This window comes from Chitinophaga sp. S165 (genome assembly GCF_003182155.1).
In the GTDB taxonomy this organism is placed as follows: domain Bacteria; phylum Bacteroidota; class Bacteroidia; order Chitinophagales; family Chitinophagaceae; genus Chitinophaga.
Genome location: NZ_QGTG01000012.1, coordinates 167,066 through 186,884, shown reverse-complemented (window position 1 = coordinate 186,884; position 19,819 = coordinate 167,066). Strand labels below are relative to the sequence as shown.

Annotated in this window: 11 protein-coding genes and 1 tRNA gene; 7 read left to right on the top strand and 5 right to left on the bottom strand. The window is 46.0% G+C overall.

Translation table 11 applies throughout. The features are described from left to right. Nucleotides 1-342 precede the first annotated feature (342 nt). From C7475_RS30070 to treZ, 3 genes are all read right to left on the bottom strand, one after another. Nucleotides 343-426, bottom strand: a tRNA-Leu gene (locus C7475_RS30070). Between the two features lie 62 nt (nucleotides 427-488). After that, the gene (gene treY, locus C7475_RS30065; RefSeq protein ID WP_110057140.1) at nucleotides 489-3,113 is read right to left on the bottom strand and encodes a malto-oligosyltrehalose synthase; all 2,625 of its coding nucleotides are present in this window, start codon (nucleotides 3,111-3,113) and stop codon (nucleotides 489-491) included. Further along, on the bottom strand, nucleotides 3,100-4,893 hold the full coding sequence (gene treZ, locus C7475_RS30060) for a malto-oligosyltrehalose trehalohydrolase (RefSeq protein WP_233260016.1): 1,794 nt from the start codon (nucleotides 4,891-4,893) through the stop codon (nucleotides 3,100-3,102). Before treZ ends, treY begins: the two co-directional genes overlap by 14 nt. 241 nt (nucleotides 4,894-5,134) lie before the next feature. Between treZ and C7475_RS30055 the strand changes: the two genes are divergently transcribed. Both C7475_RS30055 and glgX read left to right on the top strand, forming a co-directional pair. Then, a complete protein-coding gene (locus tag C7475_RS30055) occupies nucleotides 5,135-6,952 on the top strand; it encodes an alpha-glucosidase (protein ID WP_110057138.1) in 1,818 nt (605 codons plus the stop codon). Nucleotides 6,953-7,031: 79 nt separating this feature from the next. Next, nucleotides 7,032-9,164, top strand: coding sequence for a glycogen debranching protein GlgX (gene glgX, locus C7475_RS30050; RefSeq protein ID WP_110057137.1), 2,133 nt, complete (start codon nucleotides 7,032-7,034; stop codon nucleotides 9,162-9,164). Nucleotides 9,165-9,172: 8 nt separating this feature from the next. On the opposite strand, the gene C7475_RS30045 is transcribed toward glgX, so the two are convergent. Next, the gene (locus tag C7475_RS30045; protein ID WP_110057136.1) at nucleotides 9,173-9,676 is read right to left on the bottom strand and encodes a GNAT family N-acetyltransferase; all 504 of its coding nucleotides are present in this window, start codon (nucleotides 9,674-9,676) and stop codon (nucleotides 9,173-9,175) included. Between the two features lie 64 nt (nucleotides 9,677-9,740). On the opposite strand from C7475_RS30045, the gene C7475_RS30040 reads away from it, so the two are divergent. The 5 genes from C7475_RS30040 (at nucleotide 9,741) to C7475_RS30020 (ending at nucleotide 18,618) form a co-directional block, all read left to right on the top strand. Continuing rightward, nucleotides 9,741-10,247, top strand: a complete 507-nt coding sequence (locus tag C7475_RS30040) for a YdeI/OmpD-associated family protein (RefSeq protein WP_110057135.1) — start codon at nucleotides 9,741-9,743, stop codon at nucleotides 10,245-10,247. A 30-nt stretch (nucleotides 10,248-10,277) separates the two neighbouring features. After that, the gene (locus C7475_RS30035; protein WP_110057134.1) at nucleotides 10,278-11,111 is read left to right on the top strand and encodes a S1 RNA-binding domain-containing protein; all 834 of its coding nucleotides are present in this window, start codon (nucleotides 10,278-10,280) and stop codon (nucleotides 11,109-11,111) included. A 435-nt stretch (nucleotides 11,112-11,546) separates the two neighbouring features. Continuing rightward, complete coding sequence (locus C7475_RS30030) at nucleotides 11,547-14,915, top strand: glycosyl hydrolase family 18 protein (RefSeq protein WP_110057133.1); 3,369 nt, start codon at nucleotides 11,547-11,549, stop codon at nucleotides 14,913-14,915. An 81-nt stretch (nucleotides 14,916-14,996) separates the two neighbouring features. Beyond that, on the top strand, nucleotides 14,997-16,850 hold the full coding sequence (locus C7475_RS30025) for a T9SS type A sorting domain-containing protein (protein WP_110057132.1): 1,854 nt from the start codon (nucleotides 14,997-14,999) through the stop codon (nucleotides 16,848-16,850). Between the two features lie 352 nt (nucleotides 16,851-17,202). After that, a complete protein-coding gene (locus tag C7475_RS30020; RefSeq protein ID WP_110057131.1) occupies nucleotides 17,203-18,618 on the top strand; it encodes a T9SS type A sorting domain-containing protein in 1,416 nt (471 codons plus the stop codon). Between the two features lie 72 nt (nucleotides 18,619-18,690). On the opposite strand, the gene C7475_RS30015 is transcribed toward C7475_RS30020, so the two are convergent. Further along, nucleotides 18,691-19,818 carry an efflux RND transporter periplasmic adaptor subunit gene (locus C7475_RS30015; protein ID WP_233260015.1) on the bottom strand — a complete coding sequence of 376 codons (1,128 nt, stop codon included), beginning with the start codon at nucleotides 19,816-19,818 and terminating at the stop codon, nucleotides 18,691-18,693. Between the last annotated feature and the right edge of the window lies 1 nt (nucleotide 19,819).

Below are 19,819 nucleotides of genomic sequence, written 5' to 3'. Positions count from 1 at the left end.
AAAAACTTTGTAAAAAAACGAGACAAGTTTGTCATGCACTGCCAGAACGGCGATTCTTAAACTGCCATAAATATGAGTCGTATTCTTTTTGGCAGAGTTCAAGTAGCTAATGGAGTATAGCGTGTAGCCATCATACCCTTGCAGGTGGAAACCATAGCTGAGAGAATTTTGTTTGGATTCTTTTCGATGGCTAATCGATAGAGAGGTACCACAATTTTTGTGTGTCATACCGTGTGTCAATTGAGTGTCAATAATAGTGGTAGAAAGCGTTAAAATCAGTGAATTATTGACATCACGGCATAAAAAAAGCTCTGTAAATCAAAGACTTACAGAGCCATTACGTGCCCAGAACTGGATTCGAACCAGCACACCCTTGCGAGCGCTGCGACCTGAACACAGTGCGTCTACCAATTTCGCCATCTGGGCAACTGATTTCCGTGTCAGGGAGTGCAAATGTAGAAACTTTTTTAAAACCAACAAATTTTTTTTCAAATTTCATTTGTCAGCAGTCCCATTGGAAAAGTTTTAAAGATATCCGCCACTAATATCTGCCCTTTACTATCTAACATTTCACCGGTAAAAATGTTCCGCCAGGACGACGGAGCGCCTGCTGGTAGCGAGACAGAACCGGTTGTATCCCGCTCTCCGGGTAGGGGAACGATAACAACCACCCATTGTTGCCGTAGCACCCTGGCAAATGCAACTATTTTTTCGGAACTGCATTGTAAATGAATATAATCGCCTGTCAGAAATAGATCAGCATGCGTACGACGGAAGTTTAACGCCTTCCAGGTCACAAATAACTTCTCGAATCCGAGCAGACGGTGTTCTGAAAGATAACTGAAGAACTCTGGTGTATTTTCTTTCGCAATGATCGTTTCGAGGTATTGTTTGCGAATGGCATAGTCTACCGGACGACGATTGTCCGGATCAACATAGCTGTAATCCCATAGTTCACAGCCCTGGTAGATATCGGGAATGCCAGGAGCAGTTATTTTTATCAACACTTGAGCGAGTGAGCTGATAAAGGCATACTGATTGACTTTTTCAACTAAGGAGCGGGCGCTTTCAACAAAACCATTTTCATCTGTCAGGATTTGCTGGATGAAATTGGTGCCATTAGTCTCGTAGGCCTCTTCAGGAGCAGCCCAGGAGGTATTGACTTTCGCTTCCCGGATGGCTTTAATAAAGTATTGTTGCAAGCGTTCAATGTAGACTGGAGTAACAATGCCATCTGCCGGAAAACCTGCAACAATGGATTGGTAAATAAAGTACTCATCACCGGGAGTGAGGGTAGAAGGGCCGTTTAAGTCTCTCCACAGGCTAACCTGTTGCTGCCAGACATCCGGCATGAGCGACAGCATATTCAGGCGAATACGGCCATCTTCGCCACGTTTAGTGTCATGGGTCGCAGTAGTGTTCAGAGAAGAAGGTGTGTGCTGTTGCCGGGCGGTCAGCCGTTGATGGAAAGTATCGGTGGAATAACCGGTTATCGCCGGACTGTCACCTACTTCGTTGTGTGAGAGTAGGGCGTTGTACACATAGAAGGTGGTATCTTCCACGCCTTTGGCTGTAACAGGGCCGGTAAACTGCATCAGTCGCTGGAGAAAGAGGAGCCTGTTACGGGCTTTGTCACCATCCGGAATATCTTCCCATAGCGATTCAAGCAACGCTATCTCCGTCTCGGCAAGGCGGTTCAGGGAACGCATGCTGGCGAAGGTAGTTCGGATGATCTCTTCTGAATAACTATCCAGCGGCCAATGAGCAGGATAGAGGCGATAAATGGGAAGGCAGACAATAAACAGGGCAAGTGCCTCTTTTAATTGATCGCGATTAGTGCGTGCATCAGCCAGTTTTAAGGCATAACAGTAGCGAACGAGGTTCTCCCATTCACCACCCATATATCGTTCGAGGATCAGTCTCTTCTTTTCGAATACGATGTCCTGGTAATTGGCGGTGTCAGGAAACAACTCCTGATAGAATGCCTGTAGTTGTCTCTCGCCTGCCGGGTTAGTCAGCAGGTGATTGGTGATGGAAAGGAATTCATATCCGCTGGTACCCTGCAATGCCCAGTCAGAAGGTATATTTTCCTGGCTTTCGAGGATCTTCTCAGCAATGATATAACAGCTGCTGCCAAAGAGAAGCCGCAACCGTTGAATATAGGTTTCCGGGTCCCGTAAACCATCAATATGATCAATACGAAGCCCCTGGACTAATTCCTCCCTGTAAAGACTGTGCAGGAAGGTATGATATTCGTCAAATACGGCAGGCGATTCCATTCTAAGCGTGATCAACTCATTAACAGTAAAAAAACGGCGGTAATTCATCTGTTTATCAGCTTCCTGCCAATTACATAAATGATAATACTGCTGTTGCATAAGGTTGGTCAGTAAGGCCTTATCGTTATTAACACGGTCAGCAATGCCCTTCAGGAACGTTTGGTTTGCAGATGTATATAACTGATGTTTCATCTGTTGCCAGTCTTTTAGCGCGCCGCCTGTAGTGGCATGCTGATAAAGGGCATCCAGCAATTCATATACGGGTTTAACGTCACTGTCTGTCAGAACAGATTGTAAACAATCATATGCGGAGATAGACAGCGGAAATGTCTGTTCAAAATAACTAATGGCATACCCCTGATCTGTTAGGACAAGTTTTATTTCGCCATCTGTTATACAGGCATCCAATGGTTTTCCCAGGAAAGGCGTCATTACTTTGCCTGATAGTTCCGGGTGTTGCCAGTCTATGTCGAAATATTCATAATACGGAGATAACGGGCCTCGTTCCATTACGTCGTACAAACGGGCATTGGATGGATGAAACGCCATATGATTAGGCACGATATCCTGTAACCACGTCATACCTTTTTGCTGGAGAGTTTTCTTTATTTCACGCAGTTGTTCGATAGTGCCGATCGCCGGATTGATCTGATGAGGTTCCGTTACATCATAGCCATGCATACTTCCTGGTGTTGCAGTAAATATTGGAGACGCATATATGGTGGAAATACCAAGCATATGCAGATAGTCCAGGATGTCTTTTAAGGCATCGAAAGTAAAGTCTCCATGTAGCTGTAAACGGTAAGTAGCTGAAGGCGGATTATATGAGTTCATATACGATAGCTGAGTATGGTTGTAATGTTATAACTGCTGATGATTTAGCTTCATCAGGAGCGTCACTCCCGGGTCCGTTCCATATAGCGGCGGCGGAATCAAATTTCTTTTCCAGTGCTTCATCGCCGTTGTGTATGTATTGAACAGTGTGTTCGCTGAAATTGAAGAGTAGTAAAAGCCTGTCGCCTTTTGCGGTACGTTCTACTGCCAATAGATGTGTTGATGGCGTACGTACTTCCACACAGTCACGGGAGGTTTCTACCATCGCTCTACGGGTTTTCCTGAAGGCGATAAGAAAGCGATACAACTCGGTTAATGCTTTCGCCTCGTCAGACGTTGTGTCCCAGCTGAGTGTTGAATTATTAAAGGTATCATCCGATTGAGGATCGGGAATTTCTCCTTCCCACGCAAATGAAGCAAATTCTTCTCTGCGGCCTTCTGTGACTGCCGCTATCAGGTCTTTGTCGCTGTGACTGGTGAAGAACTGGAATGGCCGCATTTCTCCATATTCCTCGCCCATAAAGAGCATCGGAACATGTGGTGATAATAACAGTACGGCTGCCGCCAGCTTCTGTGCTTCAAAAGGAATATTAGTATTCAGACGATCGCCTAACATGCGATTACCGATCTGATCATGGTTCTGAGCGAAGACAATAAATTGATGGTAATCCTTTCCCGAGGGATCGATCCCGAAATTTCTCTTACGTACTACTGAATACTGGCCGGTATATACATAAGAGTCGCGGAATGATTTTGCCAGCGGTGCAAGTCCGCCGAAATCAGCATAGTACCCGTTTACATCTCCTGTCAGCAGACTGCGCAATGCATGATGAAACTCGTCTATCCATTGCGCATGCATACCATAACCTCCCTGCTCACGAGGGGTGATGTACCGCGGACTGTTAAGGTCCAATTCTGCGATCAGTAATTTCTTCTTACCCAGGCGTGTCTGCAGTTCATCCACTTTTTCTGATAACTCAGCCGTAAAATGTTTTGCACTACAATCCCATATAGCATGTACGGCATCCATGCGTAAACCGTCAATATGGAACTCGTCCAGCCACATCAATGCATTTTGTATGTAATAGCCCCTTACAGCATCGCACCAGGCATCATCAAAGTTTATGGCAGGTCCCCAGGGTGTTTTGTATTTATCCGTGAACCATGGGCCGTATTGGGAGAAGTAGTTGCCTTCAGGCCCCAGGTGATTATACACAACATCAAGAATAACCGCAATGCCATGCTGATGCGCCGCGTTTACAAGTGCTTTCAATCCTTTTACACCACCATAGGAATGTTGTACGGCAAACGGGTAAACACCATCATAACCCCAGTTGCGGTCTCCCGGAAACTGGGCGACAGGCATGATCTCTATTGCAGTAATCCCCAGGGAGCGCAGGTATTCCAAACGACCAATAATCCCCTGAAAGTCATGTGTAGGTGAAAAAGTACCGGTATGCAATTCATAGATGATCAGTTCATGCAGCTCAAGTCCCTGCCAGTCCCCATCTGTCCATTCGAAAAGGGTATCTACCACTTCGGATGGGCCATGTACTCCCTCCGGTTGACAGCGGGAGGCCGGGTCAGGAAGAGGATCGTCATCATCCGGAAAATATTTGTAACGTGTGCCTGCCTGTACATTATCTGCCTGCACATGCCAGTAACCACGGTCATCACGTTCCATGTAATACGTCGTCTCCTGAGGGTGAATAAGAGACAACACCATTTGTTTACGAAAGGGCGCCCAAACGCTGAATTTGCATGTGTTATCAGGCTGCAAAGCGGCCCCTGCAAAAGTATAATTCTCTGCCAATGTTTTTTTGCATGAAAAGCGAAAATAGTATGCCAGTACAAACGCCTACCGATAGAAACGATATCGACCACTTGGAATGTGGAAGCAATGCGGCGCTATTTCTACAGTCTGACGGGAAAAAAACAACTTTCTTCCGGTATTCATATAGTTAAGTGACCTGTGCAGGGTTTTTGCAGATGATAATGTCATTAACCCGAAATGTAGGTCTATGTCAAATAAAGTAATCAGGGATAAAAACTGGTGGAAAGAGTCGATAATTTACCAGATCTATCCATGGAGTTTTAAAGATAGCAATGGTGATGGTATCGGAGATCTACAGGGCATCATATCTAAACTGGACTATATAGCAAGCCTGGGAATAGATATGGTATGGTTAAATCCTGTTTACAAATCTCCTAATGATGATAATGGATATGATATCAGTGACTTTTATGATATCATGACGGAGATGGGTACAATAGAAGACATTGAGGTATTAATAAAAGGATTGCATGACAGGAAGATCCGCCTGATGATGGACATCATAGTAAACCATACCAGCGATGAACATCCATGGTTTACAGACGCCAGGCAATCGCGGGAAAATCCTTACTATAATTACTATCATTGGTGGCCGGCAGAAAAAGGAAAACCTCCACACCGGTACAGCCATTTCGATCCAACAGGCAGTGCCTGGACGTACAACGAAGCTACTGACTCCTACTATCTTCACTATTTCTCCGAAAAGATGCCTGATCTCAACTGGGAGAATCCGGAGGTCCGCAAAGCGATCTATGATGTCATGCGCTTCTGGTTCGACAAAGGCGTAGATGGCTTCAGAATGGATGCCATCTGTTATATCTCAAAAGATACCTCCTGGCCGGATGTAGAAAAGATCGTCAAAGAGAAATACCATTCGGACTGGGCGGGGTATTATGCACACGGTCCACATCTTCATGAATACCTGCAGGAGATGCATCAGGAAACGCTGAATAGGCCGGATGTAACCACGCTGGCAGAAGCTTCCGGTATTACAAAGGATGAGGCACTGTTGTTTGTGAAAGAAGATCGTAAGGAGTTGCATATGTTATATCATTTTGAAGGCGTACAGCTCGGGTTTGCGAAGGAAGGATATAAACGTTTGGAACCGGGGGGATTGGACCTTAAGAAATTCAAGCAACTATATACGGGCTGGGATAAAGTATTCGAACAGGAGGGATGGGGAACTATATATCTCGGAAATCATGACCAACCCCGGATGGTAAGTCGCTGGGGAAATGATGACGAACAATACCGTGAGCTCTCTGCAAAGATGCTGATCACTTTCCTGCTTACCATGAGGGCTACGCCTATCTTTTATTATGGGGACGAACTCGGTATGACCAATATCCGCTTTGAAAGAATAGAAGACTACAAGGATATTGAGACGATCAATATGTATAAGTATGTGAAAAGTCAGGGTGGAGATCTGGAGCGTTTTCTAAAAGATGCCCAGATAACCGGCAGAGATAACGGCAGGACACCTTTCCCCTGGGATAATTCACCTAATGCTGGTTTTACCACAGGGGAACCCTGGCTGAAGATCAATGACAACTATAAACTGATCAATGCTGCCGTTCAGGACAAGGATGAGCGTTCTATTCTTCAGTATTTCCGACAGCTGGTACTGTTGAGAAAACATAAAGCAGTGCTGGTTTACGGCGCGTACGAGCTGTTAGATGCCGATCATCCGCAGGTATATACTTATACCCGCACACTGGATGAAGAAAAGCTGCTAATAGTACTCAACTTTTCTAAGGAGGAAGTGTTATATAAATTGCCATTTGTGCTGGACACCGGCACTGAGCCCCTGGTGAATAACACACTCTCATTCAGACTTGAAAATGATACGGTGACACTATCACCTTACCAGGCCCTGATCTTTGGTCCGCTGCCAACAGATTTGCCGCCTTTGCAGGATGAAGCGAAAGCTTTTGCAGAAGGATTGCCTGCAACTAAGATAAAGGAACAAAATTCAAGTCTGGAGTCAAATGAACTTGCTATCTGACACTTTTATTAAGTAAATAACACTCCTTGCTTTCTCTTCCTCATCAAGGGAAGAGAAAGTGGGAGGCCAATCATTTATTATGAACCAGACTGTTGTTTATCCCGGTAGCCCTTATCCATTAGGCGCTACCTGGGACGGGAAAGGAGTGAATTTCTCTTTATATGCAGATAATGCTACAGGTGTGGAGTTATGTCTGTTCAATACCACTGCTGATGAGGTTGAAGCCGTTAAAATAAAGATCAAAGAGCGTTCCCACCAGGTGTGGCATTGCTATCTCCCGGATGTGAAACCAGGGCAGCTGTACGGTTATCGCGTACATGGTCCTTACGAGCCTCAGAACGGACACCGCTTCAATGCAAAAAAGTTGCTGATAGACCCTTACGCGAAAGCTATTGCCGGTACAATTAATTGGAGTGATGCGCTGTTTGGCTATAAACTGGGCGACCCGGAAGAAGACCTGAGTTTTAGTGACGTGGATAGCGTTCCGTTCATTCCTAAAAGTGTTGTGGTCGATGACTACTTTGACTGGGAAAATGATAAAGCGCCAAAGATACCATACAATGAATCCATCATTTATGAAACACATGTGAAGGGATTCACTAAACAGCATCCGGACATACCCCAAGAAATAAGAGGTACCTACGCCGGGATGGCACATCCTGTTACGATCAATTATCTGAAAGAACTGGGAGTGACAGCTGTCGAACTGATGCCTGTGCATCATTTCGTGGCGGACAGGCACCTGGTGGAAAGAGGGCTGACAAATTACTGGGGATATAATACCATCGGTTTTTTTGCTCCTGACGCCAGGTATGCCGCGAGTGGTGTATTGGGCGAACAGGTGGCCGAATTCAAACAGCTCGTGAAAGTGTTACACCAGGCAGGTATAGAGGTTATTCTGGATGTGGTGTACAATCATACCGGGGAGGGTAATCATCTTGGACCTACTTTATCTTTCAAGGGAATTGATAACGCTGCTTATTATCGCTTAACAGAAGATAAGCGGTTTTATATGGACTATACCGGTACTGGTAACACCCTCAATGCTTATCTGCCCAACGTATTAAGGTTGATGATGGACAGCCTGCGTTACTGGATCCTGGAGATGCATGTGGATGGTTTCCGGTTTGACCTGGCCTCTACACTTGCCCGTGAGCTGCATGAAGTAAACCGGTTGAGCGCCTTTTTTGATATCATTTACCAGGACCCGGTTATTTCGCAGGTAAAATTGATAGCTGAACCCTGGGATATCGGTGAGGGAGGTTACCAGGTAGGCAAATTCCCACCTGGATGGGCGGAATGGAATGGTAAATACAGGGATTGTATCCGCGACTACTGGAGAGGCGCCGACAGTATGTTAGGTGAGTTTGCAGAGAGGTTCACCGGAAGTTCTGACCTTTACAAGAATGACTATCGTAGCCCTACAGCCAGTATCAACTTTGTGACCGCTCATGATGGATTTACACTGCGTGACCTGGTATCTTATAACGAGAAGCATAATGAGGCTAACCAGGACGACAACAATGACGGAGAAGATCATAACCGTTCCTGGAATTGCGGCGCCGAAGGACCGACAGAAGACGAAGCGGTGCTGGCCCTGAGAAGCAGACAGCAGCGTAACTTCTTTGCAACCCTTCTACTGTCGCAAGGGGTTCCGATGATCGTAGCAGGTGATGAACTGGGTCGTACACAGCAGGGTAATAATAACGGTTACTGCCAGGATAATGAGCTTTCGTGGCTTAATTGGAATGAGATCGATCACGATCTGCTGCAATTCACCCGTCAGCTGATCTCACTGAGGAAGGCGCATCCTGCCTTTTGCCGTAGACGTTGGTTTCAGGGGCAACCTATTAAAGGTATCGGACTGGAAGATATTGCCTGGTTCCTTCCGGATGGCGCTGAAATGTCTGATGAGCATTGGAGCCATGATTTTGCAAAGTCTATGGCGGTATTCTTTAACGGAAAGGGTTTACATGCAAGCGGTGCAAAAGGTGAGCAGATCGTGGACGACAGTTTTTATATCATTTTCAATGCCCATTATGAACCGATCGACTTTAAATTACCGCCTGAAAAATATGGTCATAACTGGACAAAGATGCTGGATACGAAAGACCGGCGGATAAACGGTGGAGAAGAGGAATATAACGCTGAAGAGACATTAAATGTAGATGCCCGTTCCGTTGTTGTCCTGAAGCACACACTCATGCACTGACAGATACGCTAATTGATGAAATACATAAATTCAGTGTCACTACCGGGTAGCCGTACCATCTTTTCATGGTGAAGGCCTATCTTGTTAAGCAGGGAGATGGCATGTTGGTTCTTTTCAGTAGTAATAGCTGCTACACGGGGCAGCTTCAGGGTTGTTAAAGCATATTCTTTAACCGCGCTGGCTGCCTCGTAAGCATATCCCTGGCCGGTATATTCAGGGAGAAAGGCAAATCCTATATCAACTTCCTCCAATCCGTTCCTTTTGATCAATCCTGTCATACCCACCGGGGTATTCCCTTCTCTCAGCGCTACGAGGTATAACCCGAACCCAAAACGATCATAACTGGCCAGTGGCCCGTTCACAAGGTAGTTGCGCGCGTCGTTCATGCCCCTGATATTCCTGTCGCCAATATATATCAGCCAGATGGGTGAATTAAGTAACCGGAAAATAAAAGAGGCATCATCAATGGTAAACTGGCGGATAATTAACCTGGATGTTTCACAGACAAGCATAATACGGTATTCTATAGATTGTTAAAATTCATAGCTATTAAGTAAGTTAGCAAAAAAAAGCAAGATGGTTAAGTATACCGCTACCATGTTGAGGTTTGAGAAGCAGGGAGAGAAGACCGGATGGACCTATATCGTTATACCGGAAGATATTGCGCAGGAATTAAAACCAGGGAACAAGAAGTCATTTCGCGTAAAAGGTAAACTGGACCAATACGCTATTGAGGCCGTCGCGCTGATGCCCATGGGGGATGGCTCGTTTATCATGCCGCTGAATGCGGAGATCCGTAAGAGGATTGCTAAAAGGGTAGGGGCGCAGCTCGTTGTACAGATCATGGAGGATGACAATCCCGAGCCTGTTACTTGCCCGGAATTGATGGAATGCCTGGACGACGAGCCGGACGCACTGGCCTTCTTTAATACCCTCACCAAAGGCCACAGGAACTACTTTATGAAGTGGATAGAAAGTGCCAAAACTGAGCCTACAAAGGCCAAACGTATTGCCCAGGCGGTGACTGCCCTGGCCCGGAAACAGGATTACGGAACGATGATCCGATCGAACAAGGGAAAGTAATTGTACATTTGCGGCTAAATAAGAGATTACATGTATAAAGTAGGTGAATACAACCTGTTGCGGGTTAAAAAGGAGAGTGAGTTCGGTTTGTTCCTGGATGGGGGAGAACAGGAGATCCTCATGCCTAAACGTTTTGTGCCGCAGGATGCAAAAAAAGGAGATGAGCTCAAAGTATTCATTTATCACGATTCAGAGAACAGATTGACGGCTACCAATCAGGAACCATATGGCATAGTAGGCGACATTGTCAACCTGAAAGCAACCGGTGTTACGGAACAAGGTGCGTTCCTGGACTGGGGACTGATGAAAGATCTGTTTGTACCCGCTTCCAAACAGATCAGCAAAATGCATCCCGGACAGGATTACCTGGTGAAGATCTATCTGGACGAACTGACAGGAAGGGTTGCTGCTACAGAAAAAATTGATCCTTATTTAAGCAACGAAAACCTGACTGTAAAAGAACTGGATGTTGTGGACATGATCGTTTACCGGCGTTCAGAGATCGGTTTTGTTGTGATCATCAATAATCAACATACCGGTATCTTACATTACAGTGAGGTATTCGGCACTGTGGATATCGGAGATAAACTAAAAGGCTTTGTAAAATCTATCAAAAGAGATAAGATAGATGTAGTGGTCGGCAAACCCGGTTATGAAAGGGTGGAAAGCGAAGCTGATAAGATCCTCAGGCTGCTGAAGGAGAATGATGGTTACCTGCCTTACCACGACAAGTCTGACCCTGAAGAGATCTATGATTTCTTTAGTATGAGTAAGAAGACATTTAAGATGACCACAGGTGCATTGTATAAACAACGTAAGATCATCTTTACCCAGACGGGCATTAAACTGATTGATGAAGAGTAAAATTCTTCGGATAGCATTCAATTAAACAACTCCTCCAGGAATGATAACGATCGGTTCCGGAGGAGTTGCTTTTTATAGTAAAGAACGCATGTTTCCCCATGCCTGGACCGGTGTTACTCCTGCGCTCCCTGTTACTTCGGACCGATCAACTCCACCTATGCGTCATGTATGCGTCATGTATGCGTCGGGTATAAGGCATGTATACCTCATGTCTAGGTTTTTTTACTGCCTGATACCTGTTGCAACATGCGTGTGTCCTTTTGACGCTTTATACCGCTGTACATCAGTGTAATGTGATCCCCCGATCTAATGTTTGAAAAAAAAGCAATCGTTTGCGTAGTACCTGTTGAGTTTTGACGCGACATCTATGTTAGTCTGGCTTTACCGAGCCGGTAGCCATACCATTATTCTATGTGAAAACCTTAAACACCCTCTATGAAGATCCATTACACAAACCGGTTGTGCGTCCTTCCACGAAGTTTGCGTCAACTAAGACTATTTTGTTCACTGCTTTTGCTTGCCCTGTGTCTTGGGGCCGGGCAGGCTTATTCCCAGTTGTCCCGCCTCCGGGCCGATGGGAAACGTATTGTTAATGCCAGTAACCAGGAAGTGATCTTTAAAGGGATCAACGTTGGTGGCTGGTTATTGCAGGAAGGTTACATGATGAGACCTGGTGGTGGCGGCACCCAATGGTCCGTTAAAAAGGGCCTGTATGATCAGGGCCAGAGTGATGCAGCTGTAGAAGCTTTCTATCAGAACTGGCGTAATAACTTCATCACCAAAGCTGACGTTGATTACATCGCGTCCCTCGGTTTCAACAGTATCCGCCTGCCATTGCACTATGACCTGTTCCTGACTTCTGCACAGCGTGCAGTAAGGAATGGTGTAGCGCGTAACTTCAACACTTACAACAGTTATGTAAGCTCGCTGACTTCCTGGTATAACAGCAACAGCCTGTTCAACGACGCTAACCTGGAAGGTTTCCGTTTGACTGACAGTTTGTTGAAATGGGCTTCTGCCAACAATATGTATGTTGTATTAGACTTGCATGCTGCTCCTGGCGCCGCTGGTACTGACGCAAACATCGCTGATGCATTTGTAGGCAATGACCTGTGGAACAAGCCGATCTATCAGGACATCACCGTACGTTTATGGCAACGTATTTCTGCCCGTTACATCAATGATGACAGAATCGCATTTTATGACCTGATCAACGAGCCTAACCACGTGCCTGCTAATCAGAGCATCCATGCACTGTTTGAAAGACTGATCAACGCTATCCGCGCTCAAGGTGATACTCACCTGCTCATGATCGAAGGTAATGGCTGGGGTAACCAGTACAACTACCTCGAGCCTTTCACCTTTACCAACAGAAGTAACCTGGTGTACAATGCACACCGTTATGGCACTTCTCTTTCTACTACCACTACTAATGGCGATGCTAACCAGATCAATGAGCTGGGTAATATCAGCAATTTCCGTAACACACATAATGTACCAGTTGTAGTAGGTGAAACCGGTGAGAATAACAGCGACTGGTTGCGCGGTAATATCACTGCAATGAATGCTGCCGGAGTGGGTTGGTTCCATTGGACTTACAAACGTTTTGATGCTGGTGAAAATGCTGCACTGCTGCGTATCCCTCCTCCATACCTGGTGGATGGTGCAGGTAACATGAATGCAGTATTGAACAACATCAAATTCGCCAATAACGTAAAGAATACGAATACCATCGCAGCTGTTGCTCCTGGCAAAAGCTCCCCGAATGCGCCGATTGGTAAAACCGTGTGGCTGCAGGGCTTCAATGGTAAATATGTTACAACCAAGAATGGTGTAGGTGCTATGTGGTGCGACGCTGACGCTCCTCAGGCATGGGAACTCTTCCAGGTAATTGATGCCGGTAATGGTAAGATTGCTTTGAAAGGTAATTCCGGTTATGTTTCTTCTGAAAACGGCGAACAGGCAATTACTGCTACCAGACCAACAATTCAGGGCTGGGAGCAATTTGACTGGATGGAAACCGGCGATGGCAAGATAGCGCTGAGAGGTAACAATGGTCTGTACATTTCTTCTGAGAACGGTACAACTGCTATGACCTGTACAAGGCCAAGCGTACAGGGATGGGAAGCATTTTCTTTCGGTATCGTAACAGGCACTCCTCCTGTTGAAGATCCGGAAACTCCTGATACTTCCGTAAATAATCCTTCTCCGAATAAATTCAAAGTAGTTGGTTATTGGCCAGGATGGGCAGGTAGCCCAAGCACTGCAAAAGTGCCTTATGGTAAACTGACACACATCAACTATGCATTCCTCCTGCCTAACAATAACGGTACTTTACAGGCGCTGGATAACCCGGCTGCGCTGCAGGCGCTGGTATCCCAGTCACATGCTGCCGGCGTAAAAGTATCTATCTCTATCGGTGGATGGAACGGTGGTAACGACCAGGGCTTTGAAAACCTGGCTGCTAATGCAACCAGTCGTACTACTTTCGTAAACGCTGTAATTGCATTCGTAAATCAATATAACCTGGACGGTGCCGACATCGACTGGGAATATCCTGATAATGGTGCTTCTGCCAATAACTATGTATTGCTGATGACTCAACTGTCTACCCAGCTGCATAGCCGTGGTAAGGCGCTGACAGCTGCTGTTGTTGGTGAGAATGGCGGTAGCATCCTCAGTAGTGTGTTCCCGCTGGTAGATTACCTGACACTGATGGCTTATGATGAGAATACATATCAGCACTCTACCTACAGCTACGCACAGCGTTCCCTGAACTATTGGGTTGGCCGTGGCTTGCCTAAAGAGAAAGCGATCCTCGGTGTGCCTTTCTATGGTAGAGATAGTTGGGAATCTTATGCTCAGTTATTGGCAAGAGGCGCAAGCCCTAATGCTGATACTTACCAGGGCGTAGGTTACAACGGTATTCCAACTATCAAGGCTAAAACTAACCTGGCATTCGATCAGGGTGGTGGTATCATGATCTGGGAACTTTCTCAGGACGTTACCGGTGCTAATTCACTCTTAAGCGCTATCAATGAAGTAGTAGTACAGAGAGGCGGTACAACTGATCCTGGTACAGATCCAGGTACTGATCCAAATCCGGGCACAGCTCCGATCGGAAAAACGATCTGGCTGCAAGGTAACAACGGTGGCTACATGAGCTCTAAAGGCGGTGTAGGCGCTATGTTTACAAATGCTACTACTGTACAGGGCTGGAACCAGTTCCTGGTAACAGACGCTGGTAATGGTAAGATTGCGCTGAGCAATAGTGGTCTGTTCGTATCTTCTGAAAACGGAGAACAAAGCATGACCTGTAACAGACCAACCGTACAGGGATGGGAAGTGTTTGACTGGATCGATAACGGTGATGGCAGCATCTCCCTGCGTGGCAACAACGGCATGTATGTTTCTTCTGAGAACGGTGTGGCTGAAATGACCTGCACCAGACCTACTATCGATGGTTGGGAGAAATTCAACTACGGCGTTGTTGGTTTAGCAGCTAAAACAGTAGCGGCTGCACACACACCTGCTACCGGTATGAGTGTTGAAGCTGATGGCAGCCTGCTGGTATATCCAAACCCGGTTGCAAAAGGCAGCACACTGGTTGTGAATGTTAAAAAATACAATGCATCTGCTCCGGTAAATGTATCTGTTATTGATGTGAACAAGAAAGTAGTAGCTTACAAGAAAGCTAATGCTGCTGTTGTGAATATCGGTACCGGTAACATGGCCAGCGGATTCTACATACTGACAGTAACCAATGGTAAAAACACTTATACCAGCAAAGTACTGATCCAGTAATATTTATTACAGAAGGGCTACAGTTATGGTAGTCCTTCTTCTTTATTAGTTTTCATTTTCCCTCATAATTTCCTCTGTATAATGCGTAAACTTTCTATGCTGGCACTGATTGCCGGCAGCCTGGCAATCACATCTCAAACAACACAGGCGCAAACAACGCCTCCCGCTACCTGGCAGGAGCATTGGTTTGAACATAACCAGGTGGTATCCCGTGTATTCCTTGATAATGATCTGGCCCTTTACTATGACAGTGAAGTAAGCCGCTCTCTTACCTGGCCCATGCAGCACTTGTCTGCATTGTGGCGCTACACCAAAAGACTTTACGGTTCATTCGGAACTGAACCGCAATTATATGCTATCCTGCATACAAACAAGTATGGCGGTGGTCATCCTTCAACTTATTTTGACGGCAGTCACGATTTCAGAAATGTCATCGATGCCGGATACGGTCCCTGGACAAGTGCTACGGAAAATGATTATAATCTGCTTACACATGAAGTATCACACATCGTGGAGGGGGCCAGTAAGAACATGCATAATTCACCTGCTTTCGGCATCTGGGGCGATAGCAAGTGGGCAGAGATCTTTATTTATGACGCCTATAAAGCACTTGGTTTAGAAAGCAGGGCTACAGGCGCATATAACCTGTTTAATCCGCAAACGAATAACTCTCCGAGACCTAATACCTACTGGTTCAGAGATTGGTTTTATCCAATCTATAACCAGTACGGCGGAGCACAGGTGCTGAATCGCTATTTTATACAGTTAGCACTCTATTTTCAACGGTCAGGTACTGACTACCCAAGTATGAACATGGGAGAATTCGTCCACTTCTGGAGCGGCGCAGCTGGCGTAAACCTGAAGCCGATGGCGACAAACGCCTTTGGCTGGACGGCCGAATTTGAAAACCAGTTTGTAGCAGCGCAACAGAAATATCCCTTTACCTACACCTCCTGGGGACCTACAGCTGCAAGTCTGTTTCAGGACATCAATTACGGTGGCTATGGCGTATACCTGCAGCCAGGAAGTTATAACCTGGCTAAGTTAAAGGCCTTTGGCGGTCGCAATGACGATATCTCTTCAATAAAAGTCTTGCCAGGTTACAAAGTGACCTTCTATGCTGATGATAACTTCACCGGCGCCAGCAAAACGTTTACTGCCGATGCTATCGCGATTGATGCTTCCTGGAACGACATGGTGTCTTCTATTATCGTTGAAAGATCTACTGAAAATCCCGCACCTGTCGGACAAACTGTGTGGCTGAGAGGTAACAATGGCGGTTACCTGAGTTCAAAAGGCGGTGTAGGGGCTATGTGGACAAATGCTACTGCTGTACAAGGTTGGAACCAATTCCTGGTAACAGATGCAGGTAACGGCAAAGTGGCACTGAGCAATGGCGGTCTGTTCGTTTCTTCTGAGAACGGCGTAAAAAGTATCACCTGCAACAGGCCATCTGTACAGGGATGGGAGGCGTTTGACTGGATCGTTAATAGCGACGGTACTGTTTCCCTGCGTGGTAACAACGGTATGTATGTTTCTTCCGAGAACGGTGTAGCTGAAATGACCTGTACCAGGCCCGCTATCGATGGTTGGGAAAAATTCAGTTATGGCATCGTTGGTCTTGCAACGCCAAGAACAGTAGCAGCTGTACATGTGCCTGAAACCACAGATCTGAGTATTGAAGCTAATGGCAGCCTGCTGGTATATCCAAACCCGGTTGCAAAAGGAAGCACACTGGTTGTGAATGTTAAAAAATACAATGCATCTGCTCCGGTAAATGTATCTGTTATTGATGTGAACAAAAAGGTAGTAGCTTATAAAAAGGCTAATGCTGCTGTAGTGAATATCGGTACCGGTAACATGGCCAGCGGATTCTACATACTGACAGTAACCAATGGTATCAACACATATACCAGTAAAGTACTGATTCAGTAATGACATATTCCTGATTTCATATACCGCTGCCGGACGTTTGTCCGGCAGCTTTTCCCTCAAGATTCAACCATTACTATGTGTAGACCAACCGGCACCCGATTCGCTTAAGCGTTTAGATCAGAAATAAATTTCTGATGGGTGTCAGCAGGACCGCAGTGGTTTATAAGAAAGCAATTCTATCCTGCGTTTCCTTTTAGCACCGGCGTGATGGCCGGTGCTATTCTTATACTGGTAGCAGTAAACGGCAAGAAATAATACAAGAAGAAAGTAGTTATGCAATAAGATCATTTATTCATATAACACTGTAGGACAGACCGTCCGTCAGTTTTTTTTCAACATTCAATCCGTTTTTATGCAAAAGTTCTACGTATTGGTACTCCTGACCTGCCTGGCATTTCCCGTTACCCAGGTAAAAGCACAAACACCTCCTGCTACCTGGCAGGAGCACTGGTTTGAACACAACCAGCTTATTTCCCGCGTTTTTTATGACAATGACCTGGCCCTCTATTTTGACAATGACGTAAGCACGTCTGTTACCTGGCCGCGCCAGTACCTCGGCGATGTATGGCGTTATACCAAAAAGACCTATGGCTCTTTTGGTACCGACCCGCACCTGTTCGCCATCCTGCATACGAACAAATATAGCGGCGGACACCCCTCTACTTATTTCGATGCAAGTCACGACAACAGAAACGTGATCGATGCCGGCGCTGGTCCGTGGACAAGCGCTACTCAGGGAGATTACAACCTGCTTACACACGAAGTAGCCCATATTGTGGAAATAGGAGGCAAGAACATGCACGGCTCACCTGCCTTTGGCATCTGGGGCGACAGCAAATGGGCCGAGATCTTTATTTATGATGTGTACAAAGGGTTAGGTCTGGAAAGCAGGGCTACTTCAGCTTACAATGATTTCACCGCTACCCGCGACAATTTCCCGAGAGCTAACACTGCCTGGTTCAAAGATTGGTTTTATCCCATCTACAACCAATACGGTGGTGCTAAAGTACTGAACCGTTACTTCAATCAGCTGTCCCTGTACTTCTCAAGGTCAGGTAACAATTACAACAGCATGAATATGGGCGAGTTCGTACATTTCTGGAGCGCTGCCGCGGGCGTGAACCTGAAATCATTGGCTACAACCGCTTTCGGATGGACCACCCAGTATGAAACACAATTCGTGCAGGCACAACAAACGTATCCGTTTACTTATTCTACACCACAGCCAATTGCTGTGAGCATGTTCCAGGACATCAACTACAGTGGCTATGGTGTGCACTTACCTGTGGGTAGTTATACCCTGGCCCAGCTACAGGCATATGGCGCGCGTAATGATGATATTACTTCACTGAAAGTAACAGCCGGATACCAGGTTACATTGTATGCTAATAATAACTTTTCAGGCGCCAGTACGACAATTACATCAGATGTGTCTTTACTGGATCCGACTAACTGGAATGATAAGGTTTCTTCTGTAGTTATTGCTGCATTGTCGCCAGCAGATGTACAACATGAAGAAAGTACCGGTATCAGTGTATTCCCAAATCCATCTGTAAGCGGTGGGACCCTGACTGTAAACGTAGAGAAATATGATGCCACAAAACCTGTGCAGGTACAGTTACTGGATGTGAATAAGAAAGTAGCGGCTTATAAGAAAACCAATACACAGCGTGTATCGCTTGCAACCGGTAATATCGCCAGCGGGTTCTATATCCTGGTGGTAACAAACGGTTCCGGAGTATATACAAAGAAAGTATTGATCCAATAGTATTCGGCTCCCTATATATATGTAAAAAGGCTGTCCGCAAGTGACAGCCTTTTTCGTTGATTACATCCTTACTTACTTGCCTGTTTTTACATGCTTTAGTTCAGCGCCGTCTCTTAACTCTTCGGTGGCGGTAGTTACGATCGTATCGCCCTCGTTGAGATTACTTCCATATATTTCAATTTTTCCGTCTGCTTCACGTCCTGTCTGTACCTGTACTCTTTCAGCCTTGCCGTTTGTCACTCTCACTACGAATATGTTCAGGGTAGAATTTACGACTGCTGTTTTAGGAACCAGGAATGCACTGTCAGCACTGTTCATTGGAATGTTCACTTCTGCGATCATACCTGGAAGCAGTTTTTTATCATTGTTGATCACATCCATTTCGATACGTTGTGAACGTAACCTGGTATCCAAAGCGCCGGAAAGACGATTCACCTTGGCGGTGAATGACTGGCCTGTGAACGCCTTAACATTGAAGTTTACCTCACTGTTATTATTGAGATAGGCAGTGTATGCCTCTGGCACAGATATCACAAGACGCAGTTTCTTTTGCTCCTGAAGGGTAAATAAAGGGAATTCAGAGCCTTTTCCCGTTGGACCGACATAAGCGCCCGCGCTGACATTTCTCGCGCTTATAACGCCTGAAAATGGTGCTCTGATCTCCAGGTAGTTCCGGGTATCGGTAATTTCCCTGTAGGAAGCCCTTGCAGCATCCAGTTGTGCCTTGTCTGAATTCTGACGGGCCAGTGCAATATCCAGGTCGTTCTTGGACACAGTTCCCGGTGTCAGGCTGGTAGAGTACAGACGGTCATAATTAGCTTTACTGGCCAGGTATATTGCTTCCTGTGCTTTTAATCTTGATTCCGCACCTGACAGCTGAGAGGTGATCTCCGGCGCTTCCATGGTGGCCAGCAACTGGCCTGTGCTTACTTCCGAGCCTACATCCACATGCAGCTTTCTTACAAAGCTGCTCACCTTTGCATAGATGTCTACCTGTTGGTAGGCGATCAGCTCACCAGGTATCTGGAGAGAAGAAGACAATTTGCCTTTTTGCAGGGTGATAGCGGAAATGGCTGCTTCTTCAGGCGCGGCGGCCTCTTTACTTTCTGATTTACCTTCTGTGTGGCTGCAGCTGCTGAGCAGCATAGTAGCAGGTAAACTGCATATTATCGTGATAGCAAGTGCTTTTAGACTGTTCATA